This is a genomic window from Streptomyces sp. NBC_00237 (assembly GCF_026342435.1).
Taxonomy (GTDB): Bacteria; Actinomycetota; Actinomycetes; order Streptomycetales; family Streptomycetaceae; genus Streptomyces.
This window is the reverse complement of sequence record NZ_JAPEMT010000003.1, coordinates 877,157-901,545: the sequence shown is the minus strand read 5'-3', so window position 1 is coordinate 901,545 and position 24,389 is coordinate 877,157. Positions and strand designations below refer to the sequence as shown.

Annotated in this window: 18 protein-coding genes and 2 pseudogenes; 9 read left to right on the top strand and 11 right to left on the bottom strand. The window is 71.5% G+C overall.

The window, feature by feature from the left end; genetic code table 11:
• Positions 1 to 167 precede the first annotated feature (167 nt).
• The 4 genes from OG897_RS30670 to OG897_RS30655 form a co-directional block, all read right to left on the bottom strand.
• Positions 168 to 938 (bottom strand): alpha/beta fold hydrolase, encoded by a 771-nt coding sequence (locus OG897_RS30670; RefSeq protein ID WP_266662512.1) that lies wholly within the window; start codon positions 936 to 938, stop codon positions 168 to 170.
• Positions 939 to 1,091: 153 nt separating this feature from the next.
• A complete protein-coding gene (locus tag OG897_RS30665; protein WP_266661863.1) occupies positions 1,092 to 6,416 on the bottom strand; it encodes a DNA repair ATPase in 5,325 nt (1,774 codons plus the stop codon).
• A 189-nt stretch (positions 6,417 to 6,605) separates the two neighbouring features.
• On the bottom strand, positions 6,606 to 8,684 hold the full coding sequence (locus OG897_RS30660) for a flotillin family protein (protein ID WP_266661861.1): 2,079 nt from the start codon (positions 8,682 to 8,684) through the stop codon (positions 6,606 to 6,608).
• A gap of 87 nt (positions 8,685 to 8,771) precedes the next feature.
• Positions 8,772 to 9,407, bottom strand: a complete 636-nt coding sequence (locus tag OG897_RS30655) for a hypothetical protein (RefSeq protein ID WP_266661859.1) — start codon at positions 9,405 to 9,407, stop codon at positions 8,772 to 8,774.
• Positions 9,408 to 9,624: 217 nt separating this feature from the next.
• Between OG897_RS30655 and OG897_RS30650 the strand changes: the two genes are divergently transcribed.
• Entirely contained in the window at positions 9,625 to 10,689 is a 1,065-nt protein-coding gene (locus OG897_RS30650; RefSeq protein ID WP_266661857.1) for a CdaR family transcriptional regulator, read from the top strand.
• A 303-nt stretch (positions 10,690 to 10,992) separates the two neighbouring features.
• On the opposite strand, the gene OG897_RS30645 is transcribed toward OG897_RS30650, so the two are convergent.
• The 3 genes from OG897_RS30645 to OG897_RS30635 form a co-directional block, all read right to left on the bottom strand.
• Positions 10,993 to 11,178 carry a hypothetical protein gene (locus tag OG897_RS30645; protein ID WP_266661855.1) on the bottom strand — a complete coding sequence of 62 codons (186 nt, stop codon included), beginning with the start codon at positions 11,176 to 11,178 and terminating at the stop codon, positions 10,993 to 10,995.
• Positions 11,179 to 11,264: 86 nt separating this feature from the next.
• A complete protein-coding gene (locus OG897_RS30640; protein WP_266661853.1) occupies positions 11,265 to 12,137 on the bottom strand; it encodes a universal stress protein in 873 nt (290 codons plus the stop codon).
• A 15-nt stretch (positions 12,138 to 12,152) separates the two neighbouring features.
• Positions 12,153 to 12,812: a flavodoxin domain-containing protein gene (locus tag OG897_RS30635; RefSeq protein WP_266661851.1), complete on the bottom strand. Its 660-nt coding sequence runs from the start codon at positions 12,810 to 12,812 to the stop codon at positions 12,153 to 12,155.
• 239 nt (positions 12,813 to 13,051) lie between these two features.
• Here OG897_RS30635 and OG897_RS30630 point away from each other — a divergent pair, with 239 nt between their 5' ends.
• Positions 13,052 to 13,294, top strand: a complete 243-nt coding sequence (locus OG897_RS30630; RefSeq protein WP_266661849.1) for a hypothetical protein — start codon at positions 13,052 to 13,054, stop codon at positions 13,292 to 13,294.
• A 63-nt stretch (positions 13,295 to 13,357) separates the two neighbouring features.
• Here OG897_RS30630 and ppk2 read toward each other — a convergent pair whose 3' ends face one another.
• From ppk2 to OG897_RS30610, 4 genes and pseudogenes are all read right to left on the bottom strand, one after another.
• Positions 13,358 to 14,197 carry a polyphosphate kinase 2 gene (gene ppk2, locus OG897_RS30625; RefSeq protein ID WP_266661847.1) on the bottom strand — a complete coding sequence of 280 codons (840 nt, stop codon included), beginning with the start codon at positions 14,195 to 14,197 and terminating at the stop codon, positions 13,358 to 13,360.
• Between the two features lie 70 nt (positions 14,198 to 14,267).
• A complete protein-coding gene (locus OG897_RS30620; RefSeq protein WP_266661845.1) occupies positions 14,268 to 15,119 on the bottom strand; it encodes a universal stress protein in 852 nt (283 codons plus the stop codon).
• Between the two features lie 35 nt (positions 15,120 to 15,154).
• Positions 15,155 to 15,952: pseudogene (locus OG897_RS30615) on the bottom strand (phosphoketolase); the annotation flags it as partial.
• A 53-nt stretch (positions 15,953 to 16,005) separates the two neighbouring features.
• Positions 16,006 to 16,212, bottom strand: a pseudogene (locus tag OG897_RS30610) (universal stress protein); the annotation flags it as partial.
• A 236-nt stretch (positions 16,213 to 16,448) separates the two neighbouring features.
• Here OG897_RS30610 and OG897_RS30605 point away from each other — a divergent pair.
• From OG897_RS30605 to OG897_RS30575, 7 genes are read left to right on the top strand one after another with little or no spacing between them, the layout of a single operon-like run.
• Positions 16,449 to 17,009 (top strand): hydrogenase maturation protease, encoded by a 561-nt coding sequence (locus OG897_RS30605; RefSeq protein WP_266661843.1) that lies wholly within the window; start codon positions 16,449 to 16,451, stop codon positions 17,007 to 17,009.
• The gene (hypF, locus tag OG897_RS30600; RefSeq protein ID WP_266661841.1) at positions 17,006 to 19,354 is read left to right on the top strand and encodes a carbamoyltransferase HypF; all 2,349 of its coding nucleotides are present in this window, start codon (positions 17,006 to 17,008) and stop codon (positions 19,352 to 19,354) included. Before OG897_RS30605 ends, hypF begins: the two co-directional genes overlap by 4 nt.
• A gap of 6 nt (positions 19,355 to 19,360) precedes the next feature.
• Positions 19,361 to 19,732 (top strand): HypC/HybG/HupF family hydrogenase formation chaperone, encoded by a 372-nt coding sequence (locus tag OG897_RS30595; protein WP_266661839.1) that lies wholly within the window; start codon positions 19,361 to 19,363, stop codon positions 19,730 to 19,732.
• Positions 19,729 to 22,425, top strand: a complete 2,697-nt coding sequence (locus tag OG897_RS30590; RefSeq protein ID WP_266661837.1) for a bifunctional GNAT family N-acetyltransferase/acetate--CoA ligase family protein — start codon at positions 19,729 to 19,731, stop codon at positions 22,423 to 22,425. Before OG897_RS30595 ends, OG897_RS30590 begins: the two co-directional genes overlap by 4 nt.
• 42 nt (positions 22,426 to 22,467) lie before the next feature.
• Positions 22,468 to 23,199 carry a CBS domain-containing protein gene (locus OG897_RS30585; protein WP_266661835.1) on the top strand — a complete coding sequence of 244 codons (732 nt, stop codon included), beginning with the start codon at positions 22,468 to 22,470 and terminating at the stop codon, positions 23,197 to 23,199.
• Between the two features lie 26 nt (positions 23,200 to 23,225).
• The gene (locus OG897_RS30580) at positions 23,226 to 23,747 is read left to right on the top strand and encodes a flavodoxin domain-containing protein (RefSeq protein ID WP_266661833.1); all 522 of its coding nucleotides are present in this window, start codon (positions 23,226 to 23,228) and stop codon (positions 23,745 to 23,747) included.
• Positions 23,744 to 24,331 (top strand): hypothetical protein, encoded by a 588-nt coding sequence (locus tag OG897_RS30575; RefSeq protein ID WP_266661832.1) that lies wholly within the window; start codon positions 23,744 to 23,746, stop codon positions 24,329 to 24,331. Before OG897_RS30580 ends, OG897_RS30575 begins: the two co-directional genes overlap by 4 nt.
• Positions 24,332 to 24,389: the final 58 nt, after the last annotated feature.

Sequence of the window (24,389 nt, the reverse complement as noted above, 5' to 3'; positions counted from 1 at the left end):
CTACCGCGACGGTCACCACCTGTCAGCCCCCAACGACATCACGCCAACAAACTCATGCAGTGTGACGAAGAGCAAGACCGTGTGCCCCAGGAGAACGGTGACCAGACCAACGGGACTGCCCTACCCTCTGCCGGGCCCGCCAGCCGGAGGTTGCTCGCCTCAGCGCTTCAGGCGACCGGCGTGTCCAGGAAGGCACGTAATCGTGCGGCTGTCTGCTCCCGTCCGTCGCCGAACCAGACGAAGTGGCTGTCCGCATCGCTCTCCCACAGCTGTGCGTGCCGTATACCGGCGAGGGCTTCGGCATGGGCGAAGGGAACCGAGCCGTCGCGCCGGGAGGCGATCACCAGAGTGGGTATGTCCACCTGTGCGGTGAGATCGGGTACGGAGACCAGGTCGTTGGCGAATCCTCGGCCCGACCTCATCCGGGAGAAGAGTCCGGCCAGCTGGTCCCGTTCGTCCGCCCGCAGCCCCGTGACCAGGGCCCGGGCGGGCAGGGTGGTCAGGTCGCGCAGCAGCAGCCGCAGCCCCGCATCGGGTGCGACGCGCAACAGCTGCCGTACGGCACCCCAGACGGCGCCCTCGACGGCGGGGTGGAAGCCGATACGAGCGGCCCGCCGGGTAGCGGCATCGGGCCACGGCATCGGTCCGACGGCGCTCATCAGGACCAGCCGGGACGCCAGAGCGGGGTGCCGGGCGGCCAGAGCGACTGCTGTGGGCCCTCCGGCGGAAATCCCCACCACCGCCTCCGCCTGCTCGATGCCGAGCCGCGCGCACAGTTCCGCCACGCGGTCGGCGAACTCCGCGGGTGTGCGACCGGACGCCAGCGGTGTCCCGCCGTAGCCGGGCCGGGAGGGCACCAGCACGGTGCAGTCCCGGGCGGCGAACACTTCCTCACCCAGCGCCAGCCCGGCTCGCATGTGGCCACCGTGCAGGATCACCACGGCGCGCGGGCCCCGTCGGTCCAGTCGGTACTCCACCGGCCCCCGGCTCAACAGGGCTCGCACTACGAGGAGTTCACTGTTCGGCGCCCTTCTCACAGCATGCTCCGTCTCTGGGCGCCTCACGGGGGAGGCACCCGGGCAGCGTAGGTGTCAGTCGGTGGATGCGTCTTCCCCGCGTGCCGCGTGCCGTCCCGTCGGCAGGTTCAGCAGATGCCGGGGGTCGGTGGCCCGGACGATGGCCGACTCCACCGCCGCCATGCGGTCGGCGAGCAGGCCCAGGGCGGCTACGGCGCGCCCTACGCCGTCGTCCCCGGTGCCGCCGAGTGCCTGCTCTCGTACGTACGCCGTGGCGATCTCCTCGCGGCGGGCGGCCTGTTCGGGGGTGAGCGTGCCGCGCAGGGCGGCGAGTTCCAGGAGGTTGGACTCGGCGCCGGTGGTGAGGGTCTGGGCCTCGCTGCGGTAGTGGTCGTCTATCACGGCGGTCAGCTCGGCGGCGTTCATGGCGGGGCTGATCCGCTGGACGATCTTGTTCATGTTGCGGTAGGAGCCCTGGAGCTGGAAGGGCGGCCGGGTGCGGGAGGCGTCCGTCCGCGCGGCGGAGGCGATGTACGCCGCGTTGACCGCGAGGACCGTGTCGCGGGCAGTGAGGAGGTGCCGCAACACAGCCTGGATACGGTCGAGTTCCGGGCCGGAGATGGCACGGGTCAGGCGGTCGGCGCGGGCGGTGGGGTCGTCGGCGGCGAGCCGTACGAGCACGTCGAGGTCACTGCGGTTTCCTCCGGCGAGCGGTGCGAGGGTCGGGTGGGAGGTGAGGGCGTTCTCGACGAAGCTGGCCGCGAAGGCGTCCTGCTTTCCGGTCAGGACGTCGCCGAGGTTCCACACGTCGGCCCGGTTGGCGAGCATGTCGGGGATCCGGAAGCGCTGCCCGGACTCGGTGTACGGGTTGCCCGCCATGCACACGGCGAACCGCTTGCCCCGCAGGTCGTGTCCGTTCAGGGAGCGGGTGGTGTCGCACAGCGGGATGAACTTCTGGAGGAGTTCGGGCGAGGTGTGCTGGATGTCGTCCAGGTACAGCAGCACGTTGTTGCCCGCCGCCAGCGCGAAGCTGATCTTCTCGATCTCCTTGCGGGCCGTCGCGTTCGGCGCCTCGGCCGGATCGAGGGACGTGACGTCGTGGCCCAGCGCGGGCCCGTCGACCTTGACCAGGAGCATGCCGAGCCGCTCGGCCACGTACTCCATCAGCGTCGTCTTGCCGTAGCCCGGCGGGGAGAGGAGCAGGAGCAGCCCGCTGTGGTCGGTGCGCCTGCCGCTGTCCGCCGCACCGAGCTGCTTGGCGAGGTTGTCGCCGATCAGCGGGAGGTACACCTCGTCGACGAGCCGGTTGCGCACGAAGGAGGACATGGCGCGGGGTCGGTGCTCCTCCAGACGCAGCCGGGCCCGCTCGGCGGCGACCAGCTCGCCGCGCAGCTTCTGGTACGCGCGGAAGCCGGGCACCGCACGGTGAGCGAAGTCTGCCGTACGGGAGAGGAATTCGTCGAGCCGCAGCGAGAGCGAGCCGCGGGTGATCCGGGGGTGGGTGCCGAGCAGGCCGGAGACGGTGGCCTTCCATTCGGCATCCACCTCGCGGCGCGGCAGGTGCGGGCAGAGCTCGACGGCGACAGCTTCGGCGAGATCGCCCAGGTCGACGCCCTCGCCACAAGCGGCGGCGTACGGCACGAGCCAGCCCTCGACCAAGAGACGCGCCGAGGCGAGGTCACCAGCAACCAGGCAGTCCCGGAGGTCCGTCTCGTACGGGCAGGACCCCATCGCACGGCGGAACTTGTCGAGCAGGGTGCGGGCGGCGGTACTCGTGGCGAACGCGGAACCGAGGGCGAGTTCCTCGACCAGGTACACGGCTACGACGCGAGCCTGCGACGTGGGTGCCGGGGTGCCGGAGCCATGGACGGCCAGGCCCGTGGAGCCGTGCGGCGAAAGTATCCGGGTACGTGGTGTCTCTGGTGCGCCCGAACCGTCGGAGCCCGGGACGCTCTGTTCGGCGGGACGGCCGAAACCGTCGAAGAGCAGGCCACTGTACGGCGTAGCCGGAGCGCCGGACTCCTCCCCCGTCCGCCTGCCCGGGCCCTCAGCACCGGGCGTTGCGGACAGGAAGGAAGCTACTGCGAGGGCCAGTTCGGCCCGCAGCGCATCGAGGGCCGGTGCCGTCCCGAACGTCTCGCGCGCCCGGACGAGCGAGACCGCCGCCCGCTGCCATCGCTCACGCGCGGCTCCGGTGGTGCCGTGTGCCCAGAAGAGCTGGGCCGTGGCCCGCACAGCGGCGGGGTGACGCAGCAGCCCGGCCGTTTCGTGCAGTCGCAGGACGGCGCGCAGGATGACCGTCGCGTCGTGGTCGTGGACGCCGCGCTCGTAGCCTTCGTCGTACGCGGCTTCTGCCGCCTGCCGGATCAGGACGGGCACGGCGTCCTCCCCGGCCTCCGCGAGGGCCTCGGCGAGTGGCTGCGCGCCGTGTTCGGTCAGGAGCCGCGCCGCAAGGTGTTCCGCCCGGTAGACCTCGGGCGATTCCGATACCAGGGTCTGGGACCAGTAGGGGCGGGTGGCGGCGAAGGCCGGGCCGGTGACGGGGGCACGGTAGTCGGTGCCGGTGAGGGCGAAGGCCATGGTGCCGTCGTCGGCGGGGACCACGGTGAGTTCCGGCTCGCCGGTGGCGACGGCGAAGCGGTGGCGGCCCAGGCGGATGGTCGCGCCGCCGTCCGCGTACAGCTCGGTGCGGTCCCGCAGGGTGCGGGCGGCCTCCTGGCGGGCGGCCTTGAGGCGTCCCTCCAGCTCGTCGGCCCGCACCTCGTCGCCGAGTTCACGCAGGTGGCCGACGGTGCGGCGGACCTTGGCGACCATCGGGTCGGAGGCGAAGTACGTGGGGACGGCTTCGTCGGAGCCGAGAGTGGCGGCCCGTCGGCCGATCGCTTCCAAGGCCCGGTGGGCCGAGGCGGCGAGGTGGTCGGCGCGACGGGCCCGCGCGTCGTGCAGGGTCTGGCGGCGGGCTGCGAAGGTGCCCTGGAGTTCGGTGCGCTGCTCCTCGATCGCGTCGAGGAAGTCGTCGTGTTCGGCGAACCGCGCCTCCAGGTTCTCCAGCTGGAGCAGCAGCCGGGCGAGTGCCGCGTCGCACTCCTCGGGAGTGTGCGCTGCGGCGAGCGCAGCCGTCACCGACTGCCCGAGCAGGGCGAATTCGGCGGCGAACTCGGCCCGTCCCTCGCCCTCCAGGAGCGTGCGCCGCCGGACGTCCAGTTCGGCCCGTACGCGGTTGATGCCGCCGAGCACCTCAGCGACCCGTTCCAGGATGGAGGTGCGTACCGTCACGTCGGCTATGTCGAGGCCGGTGACGACCTCGGTGAGGGTGCGCAGCCCGGTGGCCCGCCCGGCCAGCCGCTCGTCAAGCGGTGTCACCTCGGCGACGGTACTGATCTCGGCGATCAGTGAAGCCTGCTGTGCCGTCTGCGCGTGGTACCCGGCGAACGCGTCCTCGCGTCCGAGGAAAGCGACCGCGCGTCCCGCCGCCGAGGCGATGTCTGCTTCGGCCTCCTGCGCGACGGCATCGATGCGTCCCGTGTCCGCGTACCGCAGCTCCTTGCAAGCGATCAAGCGGCCGCGTGCGGCGCGCAGTTCCGTGATCCGTACGATCCACTCCTCCGCCGTCGCGGGTGCCTCGCCACGGACCTGGCGCACGAGCCGGGCGAGGTGGGAGGCGGCGGTGTCGAGTGCTTCGCCCGCCTGCCGGGTCTGGGCGGTGACGGCCCGGAACTCCTCCAGTACCTGGCCGGCGGTCTTCCGTACCTCCTCCAGTGTCGCGCGCAGGCCGCCCGCCGCCGGGTCGCCGAGCCAGTGGTAGCGGTCGGTGATCCGTGTGCAGGCGGCCGTCAGGGCCTCGTACACCGCGACCGTCGGGGTCGCCTCGGTGGCCTGCCGGGTGATGGTCAGGCAGTCGGAGATGCCGCGTACCAGGTCGGCGTTGCCGATCCGGGCGAGCGGCCCCGTGCCGGTGGGTGCGGCTGCCGCGTGCACGTCGGAGACGTACGGGCTGTTCCACCACTGCACCTGGTGCACGCGTCCGGGCTCTCCGCTCCCGCGCAGGACGGCCAGCGCCCCGTCGTCGAAGAGGGCGAACCCGTCGCCGGTGAGCGGCGTGGCGGCCGACTTGCGGATCAGGTTGTACGGGAGGAGCAGGGTGCGGCCGGTGGCCTGGTCGCGGTAGATGTACAGCACGTCCTCGCCGTTGGGCGCACGCACCTCACCCTCGAACTCCAGGCCCTGGGGGTCGACCGCGTCGAACGTTCTGGACGGGCCGGAGGCGAGCGCGTACCCGCCGGGGAAGACGACGCCCTGGTCGTCGGGGAGCCTGCGGCAGGACCGGCCGAGGCCGTCGAGGCGGACGACGGTGCCGGTGAGGGAGTGGAAGACCAGGTGGCGGGCGGTGTCCTCCTTGTACGGGCGCACCCGCAGCAGAATCAGCGCGCCGACCCTGGCGTGCGCGACCTCCGCGTCGGCGAGCGCCTGAAGGGGTTCGTCGACGGGCTCGGAGTGGATGCCGTCGGGCGACTCGGTGTCGTTCTCGGTCTTCACCGTCAGGAGGCCGCCGACGGTGGTGACATAGAGGGCGCCGTCGACGACGGAGAAGTGCGGGTGGCGGCCGAGTACCTGGTCTTCACGGGTGGCCGGGATCCAGGTGACGTCGTGCGCGGGCGGGAGGACGTGGTCGCGCTCGCCCTGTGCGTCCAGGAACCGGACGCTTCCGTCCACGGAGAGCGCCCAGCGCAGCACCCGCCGGTCCGAGGCGCGTCCACCCGTACGGAACACGGCGAGCAACTTGCCATCTGTGCGGCGCAGTTGCAGCAGGCGCGCGCTGTGGAAGTAACGGTGCAGCTCGTCGAAGGCGGCGAGGAACGCCGGGTCGTCGAGGAGCCCGGGGACGGCGGACTCCGGCAGCAGCTCGCCCGTACGGTCGTAGAGGGAGAAGACGTCGGCGACGCGCGGACCTGTCATGGGGGCGGGCTCGCGGCGGTGGCCCAGGAGCAGGGCGTCTCCTATCGCGACGAGGTCACTCGGCAGGCTCGGCGCGGCCGTGCGCACGCACTCCGTACCCGTCAGGGCCAAGTCACGGGAGCCGAACGCGGCGATGCGGGCCCCGTTCAGAGCTTCGGTACGTGCGGTGAGGTCCGCTGCCTGGGCGGTGAGCCGGTCGCGAAGGACTTCGTACGTGCCGAGGTCGACGGCGGACGCGGGGATCTCCGTGGCCGTGGTTCCTGTGTTCTCGCGAGCGGTGTTCTTGATCCGGTCGCTCGCGCCGTTCCCGCTCGTGGCCTGCTCCCCGCCCGCGCCGTTCCCGCTCGTGCCCTGCTCCCCGCCCACGCCCGCCTGCGGGACCTGTTCCGTACCTACCGGACCGCTGCCCGTGTCGCCCGTGCCCGTAACGGTGGCGGTGTTCATGCGATCGAGCTCCTTCGTGCTTGTGGGTGCCGGTCAGCGGTGTGGAGCGCGGAAGACCTGTCCGGCCGAGGCTGTTGCTGATGCGGACCTGCGGCGAATACGCCGCATGCGCCGGTGAGGGATGGGGTGGTGGAGCTGCCGTCCCCTGTGCGGCAGCTCCACCACCCCGGACCGGGTCTGGCGACTCGGTCAGCTCTTCGGGGCCCCATTGAGCACGGGCTCGCCCTTCGGCATGCCGTTCAGCGCCGCCACCCGCTGGTCACCGAGCCCCAGACGCTCGGCCGCGTCCATCAGCTGCTGGATCTGTCCGTTGTGCTGTCCGCCGCCAGCACCCATCAGCCGCATCAGCAGGGCCGACACTGTCAGGTTCTGGACGTCTCCGCTGCCCAGGGAACCGAGGATCTTCGTCAGGTCCTCCGGGAAGCTGGCCGAGCCGTCCAACCACGGACCCGCGAGGGCCTGGGCCGTCGTGGAGTTCTGGACGAAGCCGTCGATGCTCTTGCCCAGCGCGATGGAGTTCGCGATCCGGTCGAAGAAGGCCCCGTCGCCCCCGACGATCTGGATGTCCGCGCTCTCCAGCCCGGTCGCCAGCACCGTGGCCTGCGCCTCGGCGATCTGCCGCTGTGCCTCCATGCCTGCCAGCCGTACGTCCTTCTCCGCCTCCAGGCGCAGCCGGAACTCCTCGTGCGTACGGGACGCCTCGTCGAGGGCCGCCATCGCCGCCGCCTTCTCGGTCAGGCCCTCCGCCTCCGCTTTCAGCTTGCCGCCGATGGCCGCAGCCTCCGCCTCCGCCATCGCACGGGCGCCAGCGGCTTCCGCCGACAGCCTGGCCTGCGTGGCCTCAGCCTCCGCCCGGCCCGCCTTCTCGGTGACGGCCGCCTCCGCGTCCCGTACCTGAATCTCGGCGAGACCGGCAGCCGCCGCCTCCGCCTGGATGCCTTCGGCGAGCCGCAGCTTGGCCCGCGCGTCGAGGTCGGCGGACTTCAACCGTGCCTCGGCGAGGGTGAGTTCCTCGGCTGCGCGGTGGACGGCGGCTTGCTCTGCGGCCTCCGCCGCCTTGATGTCCTTGACCAGGTTCTCCTGCGCGATCGCCTCGGCCGCGATGACGATCGACTGGCGGTCGCGTTCCGCCGCCTCGACGGCGCGCAGCCGCAGGATGGACTCCTCCTGCTCGGCGACCGTACGGTCCACGGCCACCCGCTCGCGCACCACCTCGGCGATGTCCCGCTTCTCCGACTCGACCTCCTTGTCGGCCGCGATGCGGCGCAGCTGGGTCTCGCGCTCGCGGGCGATGACCTCCAACAACCTTTCCTTCTCGATGCGTTCGGTCTCGATGGCGATGACGCGTTCGCGGTTCTTCTGCGCGACGGCGATCTCCCGGGCCTGGTTCTCGCGCTGCACACCGAGGTCCTCCTCGGTCTTCAGGAACGCGGACTGGGCGCGCAGCCGCTCCTCCTCCATCACCCGCGCCGTCTCGGCCTCTTCCCTCGCCCGTACGGTCTCCACCTCGCGGCGCTGCTTGATCTCGGCGTCGGCCTGGCGGCGCTCCAGCTCCAGGATGGCCTCGCGGGCGTCGACGTTCTGCCGGGTGATCTCCTTCTCCTCGTGCCGCTGGAACTCGTTGGTGCGCACCCGCTCGACCGCCGTCAGCTCGGTGATCTTGCGGATGCCCTGGGCGTCCAGGATGTTGCCGCTGTCGAGCTGGGTGAGCGGCGTCTGCTCCAGGTAGTCGATCGCCGCGTCCTCCAGGCTGTAGCCGTTGAGGTCGGTGCCGATGACGGCGATGATGCGGTCGCGCAGCTCGTCGCGCTTGGTGTACAGGTCGGTGAAGTCGAGCTGTTTGCCCACTGTCTTGAGGGCCTCGGAGAACTTCGCGTTGAAGAGCTCCTGCATCGTCTCCTTGTCGCTGGCCCGCTCCGTGCCGATGGCCTGGGCGACCTTGATGACGTCCTCGACGGTCTTGTTGACCCGTACGAAGAACGAGATGCGGATGTCGGCGCGGATGTTGTCCTTGCAGATCAGGCCGTCGCGGCCGGTGCGGGTGATGTCGATGGTCTTGACCGAGATGTCCATGATCTCGGCCTTGTGGAGCACGGGCAGCACGATCTGCCCGGTGAAGGTCACGTCGACCTTCCGCATCTTCGAGACGATCAGCGCCTTGCCCTGCTCCACCTTGCGGAAGAGCCGGGTCAGGACCAGCAACAGACCGACGGCCACGAGCAGTACGACGGCGCCGAGCACAACGGCGCCCACGGTGATGGCATCCATGAGGAATCCCCCGATGAGAGGTACAGGTGAAGCGAGAGAGTGGTGCGGGCCACGTCGACAGCGAGTGCCGACTCCGTACGGGCCGGGTCAGCCGCGCGGGACCGGCTCCGTGCCGTACGGCCCGAGGCCGTGCAGTTCGATGCCGTACGGAGAGACCCAGAAGAACTCGCCGTCCTCGTCGTACGCGTAGAGCAGCCCGGTGCTGCCGAGCGCGAGCGCCTCGGCCCCGTACTGCCGTACCTGTACGACGGCGGTCGAGCCGTCCTGGGCCGCGACCTCTGCCTGTCCGAAGCCCGCGTCCACCCGCCCTGTGCGGATAGTGCAGGTCAACCCGACGAAGTCGTGCCGGGACGGCCCGGGTTCGTCGGGGAAGAGCTTGGCCAGTGGACGTACTGCGATCCGGGTCAAGGTCCAGGCGAGCACGACAGCCGCCAGCAGCACGGCCGCGCCGACCACGGTGCGGCCGGTTCCGACGGCTCCCGCACGGGCCCCGATCACGGAACCCGTGAGGCTCAGGAACCAGACGAGCGCGATGCACAGGGACGCCGACACGGAGACCGGCACTCCGCCGAACCCGAGGACGTCCGTATTCACGTCGCCCTCGAAGCTGTCGTGATCCGCCCCGCCGACGAGCACCAGCAGCCAGAAGCCCACGACGACGACCAACGCCGCCGTGAACAACACCGTGGGGAAACCAGCCGCAGCGTGCAGAAACTCGCTCATCCGACAGCCCTCTGTTTCCGTCCACCGGCAGGAATCGATTTCCCGCCGCGTGGCCACCCGCATGGTGACAGCCCTCCAGGTGGCCGCGCACTGCCGTCGACCGGCAGTCTTTACGTATCCTTGATGCCGGTCGGCAACGCACTCCGACCCCGTGACACCCTGTCGCCACGCCGCCAGGAACGCGTCAAAGGTGCGTACGGAAACATGAGGAGAGGTCTTGGCAGAGCGGCAGGAGTCGACCGAGGAACATCTGGCCGACTACACCCGGATAGTGACCGCGGCATGCGCCACCGGCCGCAAGCTGACCAGGGAGGAACGCGAAACCCTGCGCGGCCGGGGCGAGCAGGCCGCAGAATCCGGGATCGGCCTGCGCGCACTGTTCCGCGCTCAACTGCGCTCGACACGCGAGGCGTTGAAGGACGCGCGTGCTGTCTCCACCTCCCACCTGCTGACCGCTGTCGAAGAAGCCGTCGACGCCTTCAGCGAAGGACACGAACGCGCCCAGCACCTGGCAGTGCGCCAGGAGGAAGCAGCCAGACGGGAGTTCATCGACGACCTGCTGTACGGGCGCAGCAATCTCGGCAGTCTCGCCCAGCGCGCGGAACGCTTCGGCCTGTTGCTGTCGCACGGCTACGCGGTCGCCGTCGCGCAGGGGCCCGAGCCCTACGAGGACGGCTACCCCGTCACGCGCAGCGTCGAGAACGCCCTGGTCGCCCGGTTCGGCGACCGCCGGATCCTCCTCACCACCAAGGACGGGCGGCTCATCTGCGTCGCCCCCGGCGACCAGAGCGACGTCCTGGCCTACTTCGCCAAGCAGGCGTACGCGGCGACCGACGGCGGCCGGGTCGCCGTGGGCCGCGCCCACCCCGGCGCGGGAGGCGTCGTCCACTCGTACGAAGAAGCCCTGAACGCACTCGAACTCGCGGAGCGCCTCGCACTCGACAGCCCCGTACTGCACGCCGCTGACCTCCTGGTGTACCCGGTGCTGACCCGGGACCGGCAAGCCATGGCCGACCTCGTGCACAGCACCCTCGGCCCGCTCCGCCAGGCCCGCGGCGGTGCCCAGCCTCTCCTCGACACCCTCACCGCCTACTTCGACACCGGCTGTGTGGCGGCGGAGGCCGCCCGCCGACTCTCGCTGAGCGTGCGCGCCATGACGTACCGGCTGGAGCGCATCCACCAGCTCACCGGCGCGGACCCGGGCGATCCGGTGCACCGGTACACGCTCCAGACGGCCGTGGTCGGGGCCCGCCTGCTGGGCTGGCCGGACCAGGACCTGTGACTGTGCAGACGCACTTCCCCAGGGCGGCCCTCGAACGTCGCTCCGCAGGCGCGCCAGGGTGCGACTTCCAGTACTCCGCTGAAAGGCGGAGGTTCGGCGCGCGAGTTCCCGGCCGTGAGTCCAGAGCCCCAAGCGCAACCTGCTCGTCACTGCGGCACACTGCAGCGCAGGGCCCAAGATGGCCTTCGTCTCGCAGTACCGTCACGCCCAGGAACGGCGGCGAAATCACCCTGTACACCGACACCGGAACAGCCCTCGGCGCCGAGCGCAACCTCGTACCGCCGATGTTTGACAGCCGCCGGGCTACCGGTAGGCCCGTATCGCACTCTCTGCAGGAGCCCCGTCCGACATCGGATCGGACGGGGCGTTGTGCTGTCCGTAGTGGTGCTGCCGCATATCGGCGGCGCAAGACCATGCGATCAGAGGTCGGTCCCGCAGGTAGTTGCGGCCGACGCGTCCGAAGCCGTTGATGCCCACTCGTACGGTCATGAGGTGCTCCCTGTGTCATCTTGTGGTGTCGTCGTTGCTCGTGGGGTGACGGGTCGCGTGCCGTGAGGGGCGTTCGTGGTTCCCGGTTAGTCGTGATTCGGCACGATGGCCACCGGGCAGTGCGCGTGGTGCAACAGGGCGTGGGCGGTGGGGCCCAGTTGCAGTCCCAGCCGGTTGTGCCGTCGGTGGGCGCCGAGGACCAGGAGATCGGCAGTGGTGGAGAGGTCGCGCAGCACCTTGTGCGCCGGGCCCTCGACGGTGCTGCGGTCCACCCGGATGCCGGGGTGCTCGTCGGCCGCGCGCAGCGCGTCGTCGAGGCGGGCCGCCGCCTGCTCCTCGTAGCTACGGGTGAACTGGGCCGCTGCCGCAGGGAGGAGGTTGGGGTCCTGGGCGGGGGTACGCCAGGCGGTCACCGCTTCGAGCGGGCAGGCGCGGGCCTTGGCCTGTTGGAGGGCGAATCGAACGGACGCGGGGTCGGTGACCTCCCGGTTGACGCCCACGAGGACCTTCCCGTAGACGCCGTCGCGGCTGGCCTTGGTGCCGCGCACCACGACGACCGGGCATGGCGCACGGGCCGCCACGGCCAGGCTCACCGAGCCCAGCAGGAGCTCGGCGAACGGGCTGAGGCCGCGTGATCCGGTGACCAGCGCGGTGGCGTCCCGTGCTTCGCGGAGCAGGGCGCTTTCCGCGCCCTCGGGCACCACCGCGGTGGACACCTTGAGGTCGGCCTGGCGCAGCGTGGCGCGGGTGGCGGCTGTCGACACGGTCCGCTCGGCGACGCTCATGCGGGTCGCGCCCGCGAAGTCATAATTGAACGAGGCGCTCTCGTAGTTCTCCCACTGCGAGGCATGGACGAGCCGGAGGGACAGCTCGCTGCGTGCGGCTTCGTCCGCGGCCCAGTCGACCGCCTGGAGGCTCGACTCCGATCCGTCCACACCTACCACCAACGGCAATCGCATGCTGTCACTCGCCTTTCAGTTCGTCGTCACACGGGAGTCGTCCCGGTTCCCGTCAGCCTGGTGCGGATGCCGACTCGTCGGCAGGGTCCGGTCCGGCCCTTCCCAGGGGCCGATCGGCCCCGATTTCCCGGAGTGGGCCGCTGCCCTCCGCCTTTCGACGAAAGCAGCGGTCACTTCCCGGGCGATGCCGTCGGCCCAGGAGTCGATGGCCGCCCAGTCGCGGAAGTCGCCGTAACGGCATCCCATGAGGCGGAAGAGCAGTCGGCCCCGCAGGGGGAACTGGTCGCGGGAGACGACTCCCGACAGCAGGCGGTGACTGCGGTACGGCGGCGGGCCGGGCAGGTCCGCGAGGATCAGTGGCCCTTCCGTGGCTGCGAGCCGCTTCCACGGGCCTCGCAGCGCTCCGGGCATGCCGACGCTGAAGAGCCAGACGGGCCTGGTCTCCAGGAGCTCGCCCTGGTGGCGCAGGAAGTCCTTGGCCGGTGCGAGCCAGGCCCGGTCGTGGACGGCGCTGCCGAGGACGAGCGCTTCGTACCTCTCCGGCTCTTCCACGGCTTCCCGTTCCAGGTCCCGTACGTGGTTGGCGAGCCCTCGTTCGCGAAGCCGCACACCGATGCGCTCGGCGATCTCCCGGGTGGAGCCGTGTGCGGACGCGTAACCCACGAGTACGACCATGTCCTTACCTCCTCCGGCCCTGACCCTGGGGTCCTTGTACTGCCAGCGTCGCCCGTGGAGAGTTGCGGCGGAAGATGCCGGGGGAACCCTTGACCGGGGCCGGAAGGGCCCGTTGTGCCGCTGCCCCGAGGGCCGTTCTCCTGCCGATGCGGCCCGTTCGGCCCGGAGGCCGCGACACGTGCCGGCGGCAATCTGGGAGCACGGTACGACCCGGTGCCCGACAGCCCGAGGGGGCGGCAATGATTCCTCTGATCCTGCTGGGAGCCACCGTGCTCGGGGCTGGTGTCATCTTCGGCTTCAGCTCGTTCGTCGTGGGTATCGCCCTGTTGGCGGGAGGCGTCCTGGGGCTTCTGGCCTTCATCGGCGCCCAGGGACGGCAAATGCCCGGCGAGCGGGAGAAGATCGTCGACGAGCGCCACTACATCGGTGGCAACGATGACCACCGGCGCCACTATGACGGCTACGACCACCACCGCGGCTGAGGAGCCCGCAACGGCACGACGGAAGGAAGGGCCTGCGCACTCCCACGGGAGTGCGCAGGCCCTTCAACTGCCCAGCGAGCGTGTGCGATCGGGTACATGACGCTGCAAGCCCCTCGGCGGACGCCGGTATCCCGTACCCGGAGGTCTCGGCGGAAGCCGCAGGGACCTGCCGGGCACCGCACGGTAAGGGAGCGTCGACAACAGGTGGGCGATCATGTTGAGGCGTGCCGCGCGTTTGTCGTCGCTCTCCACGACGTACCAGGGCGCCTCGGCGATGTCGGTGTGGACGAACATGTCGTCCTTCGCCCGTGAGTACGCCTCCCATCTGCTGATCGACTCCATGTCGATCGAGGAGAGTTTCCAGCGCCGGGTGGGGTCCTCCAGCCGGCGGCGGAAGCGTTCCTCCTGGACCGCGTCGCTCACCGAGAACCAGTACTTCCGCAGCAGGATGTCGTCCTCGACCAGCATGCGCTCGAAGGCCGGGCACTGGCGGAGGAACAGCTGGTGCTCCTGCGGAGTGCAGAAGCCCATGACGTGCTCCACACCGGCGCGGTTGTACCAGCTGCGGTCGAACAGGACGATCTCCCCGGCAGCCGGCAGGTGCTGGACGTAGCGCTGGAAATACCACTGGGTGCGCTCGCGCGCGGTGGGGGCGGGCAGGGCGATGATGCGGGCGGCACGCGGGTTGAGGTGCTCGGCGACCCGCTTGATGGTGCTGCCCTTGCCCGCAGCGTCACGGCCCTCGAACACCACCACCAGCCGCTTGCCCTCCTCCCGCACCCACTCCTGAAGGACCACGAGTTCGGTCTGGAGCCGGTACAGCTCCTTCTCGTACAGGGCCCGGGGCACGCTCGACGTCTCCTTCGGGCCGGTCCTGCGCTGGGGGTGTTTGTCGGTCGGCATCGGTGCCTCCTGTCGATGGCCGTCGTCCACGTCCCACCGGACGCGTCGGGCTGGTCCGCCGCGCGCCCTGTCATGCGTGGGGCACGACCACTACGGGGCACTGGACGTGGTGGATCACCGAGTGGGCGGTGGGGCCGAGGTGCGGTCCGGCCTCTGCGGGGCGGCCGACCACGAGCAGGCTCGCGTCGGCGGACGCCTTCAGGAGGTGGTGTCCGGCCGTGCCGTGGACCTCTTTCTGCACCACCGTGGTGCCGGGGAACTTGTGCTCCCAGGACTGGAGCACCGACGCCATCCGCACCCGCTTCGCGCGCCTCGGGTCCTCGGCCGCGGCGGAGGGTGCGAACGGAACCGTCCAGGCGTGCAGGACGTGGAGCGTGGTGCGCCGCACGGCTGCCGCGCCGAAGGCGTACTCGATCAGTTCGTCGCAGGGCCGTTGCAGGTCCAGGCCCAGGAGGACGGGGCGGTACGGAGCGTCGGGTGCGCCCTGCCGTTCGTCCTGGGGCTGTTCCCCGGCCCGTATGAGAGCGATCGGGCAGGTGGCGCGGGCGGCGACCGCCTTGGCCACCGAGCCGACCATCAGGCCGGTGAGTGCGCTGTTTCCGCGGGAACCGAGGACGAGCAGGTCCGAGGTCTCGGCCATCGCCAGCAGGGTCGGCACCGGGGCGCCGGCGACGGGCTCCTCGATGATGCCGAGCGCGGGGTGGGCGTAGGAGAGGTGCAGCGTCGCGCGGTCGACGATGCTCTGTTCCCGGGCCGCAGCGTCGTCGACGGACGGCTGCCGGGGCTGCGGCGGAGTGAGGGAGGCGTGCACAAGGTGCAGGGGCAGGCCCCGCAGTTGGGCTTCCCGGGCGCCCCAGTCCGCTGCGTCCAGGCTCTCGGGGGAGCCGTCGAGCCCGACAGTAATGGTTCGTTGCGTGAGCACGGTGCACACCTCCGTGGTGTGTGGGGCAAGGGGAGTCAGCCGGTCCAGGTCCAGTCGGTGACCTCGGGGAGGTCGGTGCCGTGGATGCGGATCCAGGCGTGGTGGCGGGTGCGGGCGTCGGCCATGGTCTGGCGGACGGTCGCGGCGCGGACGGCGAGGCCCGGGACGCGGTCGATGACGTCCATGACGAGGCGGTACCGGTCGAGGTCGTTGCGTACGACCATGTCGAAGGGTGTGGTGGTGGTCCCGGCCTCTTTGTAGCCGCGTACGTGCAGATGCGGGTGGCCGGTGCGGCGGTAGGCGAGGCGGTGGACCAGCCACGGATAGCCGTGGTAGGCGAAGATCACCGGCCGGTCGGGGGTGAACAGGGCGTCGTACTCGGAGTCGGGCATGCCGTGCGGGTGCTCCTCGCGCGGCAGCAGCCGGGTCATGTCGACGACGTTGACCACGCGTACGGCGAGGTCGGGAAGGTGATGGCGGAGCAACTGGGCTGCCGCCAGGACCTCTTGGGTGGGGACGTCGCCCGCGCAGGCCAGCACCACGTCCGGCTCCCTGGTGCCATCTTCGGTGCCGGCCCATTCCCAGATGCCCGCGCCGCGTGCGCAGTGGCTGCGGGCCTCGTCCAGGGACAGCCAGTCGAAGCAGGGCTGCTTGCCCGCGACGATCACATTGACGTAGTTCCGGCTGCGCAGGACGTGGTCGGCGACGGAGAGCAGGGTGTTGGCGTCCGGCGGGAAGTAGACGCGGACGACCTCGGGGCTCTTGTTGAGGACGTGGTCGACGAAGCCGGGGTCCTGGTGGGAGAAGCCGTTGTGGTCCTGGCGCCAGACGTGCTGCCGACCACGACCGCGCTCGCCTCTTCCACCAGGCGGAGCAGGGCGAGTACGGGGTCCTCGGGCAGCACCGTGCTCGTCACCTTCACCGCGGTCGAGCGGCGTGCCGCACGCTCGACCGCGGACGCCACGAGGTGGTCGGCGATGACCTGAACGGACGGCCGGACGGGGCTGAACGACGGTTCCGGCGTCCCGTACTCGTCCCACCGGGAGCCGTGGACGAGGAGCAGCGGCAACTTCCGCGCCACCGCCTCGTCCACGGCCCAGTCCACCGCCGCCAGGCTCTGGTCCGAACCGTCCACTCCGACAATCAGCGGCTTCTCCACCGTCACACCACCCTTCGGGCACACCCCTGGCTGGGGCTCTGTTCCGGACGGTTCCACGCCCCGACCCCGCCGGGGAGGGGATAACCGGCCCCCGGAAGGGTCGTTCGGCCCCTGCCCGCAAGGCACCGACGCTCGCACAGTTGGCGGCACATCCCGCGGAAGGGGGCACGATGACCACCCGGCCAGGCACCGCTGTGATTGGCGTCGGCAACGAGTTCCGCCGCGACGACGCAGCGGGTCCCGCGGTCATTCATCGTCTCCGCGAGCGGGCCACCGTCCGGCCCCTGCTCCGGGGCCCGTTCCCCGCGCTGGACCTGGTCGAGTGCGACGGCGACCCCGTCCGGCTCATCGAACTCTGGCAGGGAGCGGACCTCGCGGTGGTGGTGGACGCCGCGCACGCGCACCCCGCCTCCCCTGGGCGGGTGCACCGGCTGGAACTCGACTCCGCCACCCCAGGCCGCCCCTCCGGAACCAGCTCGCACGGGCTGGGCCTCGGCGAGGCCGTCGAACTCGCCCGCGTACTCGACCGGTTGCCACGTCGCCTGGTGGTCTACGCGGTGGAGGGCGCCGACACCGAACTCGGCGTCGGGCTTTCTGCCGCCGTCGCAGCTGCGGTGTCCGAGGTCGCGGACAGCGTCGAGGCCGAGGTACTACGGCACCTCGAAGCAGAGCACCCGGAGGTGACGCCCCGCCATATCCCGGCACCCGACAGGCGGCGCGGCCGACCATGAGGACGACACCGGTCCCGGCACCGGAAACCGAGGACCCCCACCGTACCGCTGTCCGCTTCGAAGTCTTCGGCACCGTGCAGGGCGTGGGCTACCGGCCCTTCGTGCACCGCCTCGCCACCGGCCTCGGGCTCCACGGATGGGTTGCCAACACCGGCGGTCACGTGGAGGGGATCGTCGCCGGGCAAGGCCCCGCCGTACGGGAATTCACGCGTGCCCTGCGCACCGGAGCCCCCGTGCTGTCGCGCGTTCTACGGGTCCGGGTGTCCCCGGCGGGGGGCCGACTCCCCGTAATGGAGAGGGGGTTCACCGTACGCAGCAGCCGCGATGCTCCCCGGAGCGCCCCCGCCACCCGGGAGGTCCCGCCCGATGCCGCCCTCTGCGACGCCTGCCTGCGTGAACTCTTCGACCCCCAGGACCGCCGCCATCGCTACCCCTTCCTGGCCTGCACCGACTGCGGTCCCCGCGCCACCGTCGTGGAAGACCTCCCGTACGACCGCGTCCGCACCACCATGCGCCGCTTCCCGCTGTGCGCCGCGTGCGCCGCCGAATACGCGGACCCGCGCGATCGGCGCTTCCATGCCGAGTCGCTCGCCTGTCCGGACTGCGGACCCAGGCTCTCCTGGGAATCCCTGCACGGCGAGGAAGCGCTGCGGGCGGCTGTCAAAGCTGTCGAGAGCGGGAAGATCATTGCGCTGAAGGGCATCGGCGGCTATCAACTGGTCTGCGACGCAACCGACGGAACAGCCGTCGGGGAGCTCCGCCGCCGCAAACGCCGCCCCGCCAAACCCTTCGCCGTCATGGTCCAGGACGTGAACGGTGCACGTGCCCTGGCGCGGATCTCGCGCACCGAGCGGACCACCCTGGTGTCACCGGTGCACCCCGTAGTCCTGCTGGACGCCCGCCACGGGACGACGGCGCCCGCCGTCCATCCCGGCACCCGACGGATCGGGCTCTTCCTGCCGACCACCGGACTGCACCACCTGCTGCTCCGCGAGCTGTCCCGGCCGCTCGTCGTCACCAGCGGCAACCAGTCGGGCGAACCGATCGCCGTCGAGGACCAGGAGGCCCTGACCTCCCTCGGCTCCGTCGCCGACGGCTTCCTCGTCCACGATCGCCCGATCCGCTCCCGCTACGACGACTCCGTCATCCAGATCACCGGGCGCACCCCGCGCACCGTACGCCGGGCCCGTGGCCTCGCCCCCGCGTCCCTCCCGCTGCCGGTTCCTGCGCCCACTCCTGTGACTGCCGTCGGCGCCCAGCTCAAGCACACCTTCGCCCTCGCCCACGGGAGCGCCTGTCAAGTGTCGCCACAAGGAGGGGACTTGAGCAGCATGGCGACGCTGGACGCCTTCACGCACGCCTACGACGATCTTCTGCGGCTCACCGGCCTCGCCCCTTCGGTGATCGCCCACGACCTGCACCCCGGCTACCTCTCCACCCAATGGGCTTCTGCCCAGCCGCTGCCGCGCATCCCCGTCCAGCACCACCACGCCCACCTGGCCGCCTGCGCCGCCGAACACGGTCTGCGCGGCCCCTTCACCGGCGTCGCCTACGACGGGCTCGGCCTCGGTGACGACGGCACTCTGTGGGGCGGCGAGATCCTCGTCGGCGACCTGACCGGGTACCGGCGCGTCGGCCGCTTCGCGACTGCCCCACTGCCCGGCGGCGAAGCCGCCGTCCGCCATCCGACGCGCATGGCGCTGGGCTACCTCTGCGCACTCGAACCCCTGGGCTCCCCGCTCCCGTACTCCTGGCTGACCCACGCCTTCTTCGACCGCTTCGACCCCGCCGAGACCGCGGTCCTGCGCACCATGGCACTCAAGGGCATCAACTCCCCGCGTGCCTCCAGCGCCGGACGGCTCTTCGACGCGGTGGCGAGCCTGCTCGGACTCGCCGAAACCGTCAGTTACGAGGGCGAGGCAGCCGTGGCCCTGGAGAACGCGGCCGGGAACCTACGGCCCACACCGCTCCCCCACCGCCTCGTGCGGGCCGACGGAATGTGGGTGTACGACCCGGCGCCGACCCTCACCGCCCTGCTGCAGCGGCAGCACGACGGGGAGGGTGTGCCCGCCCTCGCCGCCGCCTTTCACCTCGCGGTCGCCGAGGCCACCTCCGGCCTGGTCGCCCGCGCCGTCGCCGCCGGAGCACCTCGCACCGTGTGTCTGGCCGGCGGGTGCTTCGTCAACCGCCGCCTGCTCGCCGACGTCGGGCGTCTGCTGCGTGCCCAGGGTCTGCGGGTGCTGGTCGCGAGCGCGGTTCCGGTCGGCGACGGAGGCATCAGTTACGGGCAGGCCGCAGTGGCCGCAGCCCGACTCACCCGCATTGCCCGCCTCGCGAAGGAGTGAGCAGCCATGTGCCTGGGCATCCCCGGCCGCGTCCTGGACACGTACGACAGCGACGGACTGCGCATGGCCACCGTCGACTTCGGCGGGGTGCGCAGGCCGGTGTGCCTGGCGTACACACCGGGCGCGGATGTCGGCACGTACGTGATCGTGCACGTGGGGTTCGCCATCACCGAGGTGGACGAACAGGAGGCCCGGCGGACCCTGGAGGTCCTGCGCGCGATGGCCGGAGCCGTCGAGACCGAGCTCGGCGAACGGTTGCCCGGCCCGCCGGGCGAGGGCCGTTCGGCCCCCGAAGAGGCCCCCGGACAGCCCCTGGGGGATTCGCGGCGGGCAGCGGATGCTCCAAGGGTCAACCTGCCTACAGGAGGCCCTCGATGACTGACCGCGAGCACCTCGCCGCCCCGGTCCACGCGCTTCTCGCGGACGGCACGACCGCGCTCATCCGCCCCGCCGTTCCCGAGGACCACTCCCAGCTCCGTTCCCTGTATGAGCAGATGTCGCCGGAGAACCTCCGGCTGCGGTTCTTCGCCACGAGCCGCCGTTCGGCCGAGCAGGCCGCCGACCGGGCGAGCGCGCCGTCCCGGCCCGGCTACCGGGCGCTGCTCGCCGAGGTCGGCGGCCGGATCGTGGGCCTGGCGGAGTACGAGGAGGAGGACAACGGGCGCGGCTCGGCCGAGATCTCCCTCGCCGTGGCCGACGGCCAGCACCACAAGGGCATCGGCACGCTCCTGCTGGAACACCTCGTCTCGGCCGCCCGCGCGGACGGGCTCACCGCCTTCACCGCCGACGCGCTCGTGGAGAACCGGGCGGTCCTCGAAGTCTTCGCCGACCTCGGACTGTCCGTCGCCCGCTGCCACGACGGCCCCGAGCTGCACTGCGTCATCCGCCTGGACGAGGACGAGAGCTACCTGTCCGCCGTCGAGGCACGCGGACGCACCGCCGACGTGGCCAGCCTGGAGCCGCTGCTGCGGCCGGACACCGTCGCCGTGATCGGCGCGGGCCGCAAACCCGGCTCGGTCGGCCGGGCGATCCTGCACAACCTGCGTACCGGCGGCTTCCCGCGCTGGCTGTTCGCGGTCAACCCGCACGTCAGCTCGCTGCTGGGGGTGTCCTGCTTCCCCTCGGTCACCGCGCTGCCCCGGGTCCCCGACCTGGCGGTCGTCGCCGTGCCCGCGGCAGCCGTGCCGACCGTCGCCGAGGACTGCGGCAAGACAGGCGTACGCGCCCTGCTCGTCGTCTCCTCCGGACTGGACGCCGCCCAGGCGAAGTCCCTGCGCACCACCTGCCGCAGTTACGGAATGCGGCTGGTCGGCCCTAACTGCCTGGGCCTTGCCAACACTGAACGCGGCCTGTCCCTGGACGCCACGTTCGCCGCCCACCATCCCCAGCCCGGCAGCGTGGGCGTCGCCGCCCAGTCCGGCGGGATCGGCATCGCCCTGCTCGGCGGACTGGCCCGGCTCGGCCTGGGCGTCTCCAGCTTCGTCTCGCTCGGCGACAAGTACGACGTCAGCGGCAACGACATGCTCCAGTGGTGGGAGGCCGACGGCCGCACCGACCTGGCCCTGCTGCACCTGGAGTCCTTCGGCAACCCGCGCGCCTTCTCCCGCACCGCACGCCGCGTCACCCGCCGCATCCCCGTCCTCACCGTGGACGCGGGCCGCACCGATTCCGGGCGCCGCGCCGCCGCCTCGCACACCGCCGCTGCCGCGACCGCCACCATGACCCGCCAAGCCCTGTTCACCCAGGCCGGCATCACCGCCACCCGCACCGTCGGCGAACTCCTCGAAACCGCAGCCCTCTTCCACGCCCAGCCACTGCCCACCGGCACCCGGGTCGGGATCGTCACCAACGCGGGCGGCGCGGGCGTCCTGTCAGCGGACGCGTGCGCCGAGGCCGGACTGCGCGTGCCGCAGCTCGCCGTCGACACCGCCGCGACCCTGCTCGACGTACTGCCCGCAGGTGCCTCGGCCGCCAACCCGGTGGACACCACCGCGGCCGTCACCGAGGAACAGCTCGGCAGGTGCGTGGAGCGGCTCATGGACAGCCCCGGCGTCGACGCGGTCCTTGCCGTACTGGTGCCCACCGCGGTCGCCTCCGCGACGGGCGACGACCTCGTGAGGGGCCTGACCCGAGCACCCTCCCGCCGTGCCAGGCCCCTGGCCGTGGTCCGCCTCGACCAGGACCTGCCCGTCACTCTGCTGCCCGCGGCGGACGGCGGCGCCCTGCCCTCCTACGCCGACCCGCAGTCGGCCGCCCGTGCCCTGGCCCACGCCGCCGAGCGTGCCCGCCGACTGGCCAGGGAGCCCGGAGACATCGCCGAACCCACCGGAGTGGACACGCCCCGTGCGCATGCCGTGGCGGAGTCCTGGCTGACCTCGCATCCCGAGGGCGGGTGGCTGGATCCGCAGGCCACCACCGCGCTCCTCGACTGCTACGGCATCCCCCAACTCCCTTGGTCCTGGGCCCAGACCGAGGACGAGGCAGTCCTCGCCGCCGAACGGCTGAGCGGTACCGACGGCCGGGTCGTCCTCAAGGCCCACTGGCCGGGTCTGCTGCACAAGAGCGTGCAGCACGCCGTCCAGCTCGACCTGCGCGGTGACGCCCAGGTCCGTGCCGCCTACCGGGACTTCGAGACCCGCTTCGAAGGGCTGCTGACCGGAGTGACGGTCCAGCCGCTCGCCCCGCGCGGCATCGAACTGATCGCCGGAGTCGTCCAGGACGAGGTGTTCGGACCGCTGGTGCTCTTCGGCCACGGCGGCACCGCAACCGACCTGCTGGCCGACCAGGCCGCCCGGCTCGCCCCGCTCACCGCCGCCGACGTCCACGACCTGATCACGGCACCGCGCTGCGCCCCGCTGCTGTTCGGGCACGGCGGAGACGGGCCCGTCGACCTCGCCGGTCTCGAACAGGTGCTGGTGCGGCTGTCCCAGATGGCCTGCGACCTGCCACAGCTCGCCGAAGCCGACCTCAACCCCGTACTGGCCCGCCCCGACGGCGTCGCCTCGCTCGACGCACGGATCCGGCTGCTGCCCCGCACGGCCCACGACCCCTACCTGCGCCGGCTCCGCTGACCCGCGCCCAGCACCCCCTCAATATCGGTAGAGGAGATCACCATGAAGCACGGCAAGATCGGTTCCGTGATGACCACCGAGGTCGTCACCGCCCGCCCCGACACCCCGTTCAAGGAAGTCGCCCGGCTGCTGACCACCCGCCGCATCAGCGGCCTGCCCGTCGTCGACACCGACGACCACGTCGTCGGGGTGATCTCGGAGACCGACCTCCTCGCCCGGGAGGCCGAGGCCCCCGATCCCTACGAACCCCCGCGCCGCTTCCGGTGGCCCCGGACGAGTACGGCAGCCCGCAGCAGGGCGCACAGGGCAGTCGCCCGTACCGCCGGAGAGCTGATGTCGAAGCCCGCCGTGTGCGTGCATGCCGAGAACACCATCGCCGAGGGCGCCCGCACGATGGCCCAGCACACCATCGAGCGGCTTCCCGTCGTCGACGAGGAGGACCGGCTGGTCGGCATCGTCACCCGCCGTGACCTGCTCCAGATCTTCCTGCGCACGGACGCCGTGATCCGCCACGAAGTGATCGAGGCAGTGCTGGTGCAGACCCTGTGGCTGGCCCCGCGCAGCATCGAAGTCCTCGTCGCGGACGGCGTGGTGACCCTGCACGGCCAACTGGAGCGACGCAGCGAGATACCCGTCGCGGTGCACATGACCCGGCAGGTCGACGGAGTCGTCGCCGTCGTCGACCAGCTGTCCTACCGCACCGACGACTCCCACCTGAAGCCCACCGAACAGGCCCTGCGCGGTGTCGCCGACGACTGGCTGCGCTCGCTCTGACACCCCTTCGAGAAGGAAGGTCCGACATGTCTCTGAAAGTGCTCGTCGCGTACGAGACGAAGAACGGGTCCACGAAGGACATCGCCGGGACCATCGCCCAAGTCCTGGGCAGGGCGGGCCTCGACACGGACCTGCGGCCGGTGGCTGAGGCTGGCGACCCACGGGGGTACGACGCCGTGGTGCTCGGCAGCGCCCTCTACACCGGGCGGTGGCTCAAGGGTGCCCGCCGGTTCGCCGCACGGAACGAGGAGGCTCTGTCCGAGCGCCCGGTATGGCTGTTCAGCAGCGGCCCGCTCGACGCCACCGCGAGCGAACGGGACATCCCGCCGGTCCCCGGCGTGCGGCGCGTCAAGGACCGGACCGAGGCACGCGAACACGTCACCTTCGGCGGGGCCCTGCACGACGACGCCCACGGCTGGGTCGCCCGGAAGATCGTCGAATCCGGCAAGGGCGGAGACTTCCGCGACTTCGCCGAGATCTCCGCCTGGGCCGACCGCATCGCAGGTGCGCTGTCAGGCGTACGGCAATGGAGGGCGTCGACGCCATGACCGCGCAGACACAACAGGGCGTGCGGCTCACCGCGTGGCGGTGGCGGAGCAGTCCGCTGCGCCGCCGCTGCGACGTCGTCGAGGCGTGGACCCTCGCACTGACCCTGCTGACGGTGCTCCTGGCGGTACCGCTGGCGGCGGCCTGGTACGGGCTTTCCGTTCACGGCGCCGCGCAGGCCGACGCGGACCGGCTGCGGGCCACGAGCCACGTCGTACGGGCCAGCCTCACGCGGGCCGCCCCCGGACCGGCCTCAGCGACGGGCCTGCCCGCTCGGGCCCCCGTGCGCTGGACCGAACCCGACGGCAGCCGGCGCACCGCCGTGGTGAAAGTCGCCGCAGACACGCGCGCGGGCAGCGTCACCGACGTCTGGCTGGACGCGCGACGGCAGGTCGTCTCCGGCCCTCGGCCCGAGGAGAACATGTTGGTCGCCGCCGTGAACCAGGGCCTCGCCGCACTGCTGGCCGGGTGGGTGTGCACCGTCGGCGGCTGGTTCTCCGTACGCCGGGTGGCGCACCGTCACCGGATGGCCGAGTGGGAACGGGACTGGGCCACGACCGGCCCCCGCTGGACCGGGCGGGACTGAGCGGTCCCCGAGAGGGGGCGGGTCCGGAACCGGGCGGGCCCCGGAGAGGGCCGCTCGG

What these genes read in the sequence shown, in the direction of transcription:
- ppk2 (WP_266661847.1), bottom strand. Translation starts at nt 14,197, where the DNA reads ATGCCGACCGACAAACACCCCCAGCGCAGGACCGGCCCGAAGGAGACG.
- OG897_RS30630 (WP_266661849.1), top strand. Translation starts at nt 13,052, where the DNA reads ATGATTCCTCTGATCCTGCTGGGAGCCACCGTGCTCGGGGCTGGTGTC.
- OG897_RS30655 (WP_266661859.1), bottom strand. Translation starts at nt 9,407, where the DNA reads ATGAGCGAGTTTCTGCACGCTGCGGCTGGTTTCCCCACGGTGTTGTTC.
- OG897_RS30645 (WP_266661855.1), bottom strand. Translation starts at nt 11,178, where the DNA reads ATGACCGTACGAGTGGGCATCAACGGCTTCGGACGCGTCGGCCGCAAC.
- OG897_RS30580 (WP_266661833.1), top strand. Translation starts at nt 23,226, where the DNA reads ATGTCTCTGAAAGTGCTCGTCGCGTACGAGACGAAGAACGGGTCCACG.
- OG897_RS30660 (WP_266661861.1), bottom strand. Translation starts at nt 8,684, where the DNA reads ATGGATGCCATCACCGTGGGCGCCGTTGTGCTCGGCGCCGTCGTACTG.
- OG897_RS30605 (WP_266661843.1), top strand. Translation starts at nt 16,449, where the DNA reads ATGACCACCCGGCCAGGCACCGCTGTGATTGGCGTCGGCAACGAGTTC.
- hypF (WP_266661841.1), top strand. Translation starts at nt 17,006, where the DNA reads ATGAGGACGACACCGGTCCCGGCACCGGAAACCGAGGACCCCCACCGT.
- OG897_RS30665 (WP_266661863.1), bottom strand. Translation starts at nt 6,416, where the DNA reads ATGAACACCGCCACCGTTACGGGCACGGGCGACACGGGCAGCGGTCCG.
- OG897_RS30640 (WP_266661853.1), bottom strand. Translation starts at nt 12,137, where the DNA reads ATGCGATTGCCGTTGGTGGTAGGTGTGGACGGATCGGAGTCGAGCCTC.
- OG897_RS30595 (WP_266661839.1), top strand. Translation starts at nt 19,361, where the DNA reads ATGTGCCTGGGCATCCCCGGCCGCGTCCTGGACACGTACGACAGCGAC.
- OG897_RS30585 (WP_266661835.1), top strand. Translation starts at nt 22,468, where the DNA reads ATGAAGCACGGCAAGATCGGTTCCGTGATGACCACCGAGGTCGTCACC.
- OG897_RS30590 (WP_266661837.1), top strand. Translation starts at nt 19,729, where the DNA reads ATGACTGACCGCGAGCACCTCGCCGCCCCGGTCCACGCGCTTCTCGCG.
- OG897_RS30575 (WP_266661832.1), top strand. Translation starts at nt 23,744, where the DNA reads ATGACCGCGCAGACACAACAGGGCGTGCGGCTCACCGCGTGGCGGTGG.
- OG897_RS30635 (WP_266661851.1), bottom strand. Translation starts at nt 12,812, where the DNA reads ATGGTCGTACTCGTGGGTTACGCGTCCGCACACGGCTCCACCCGGGAG.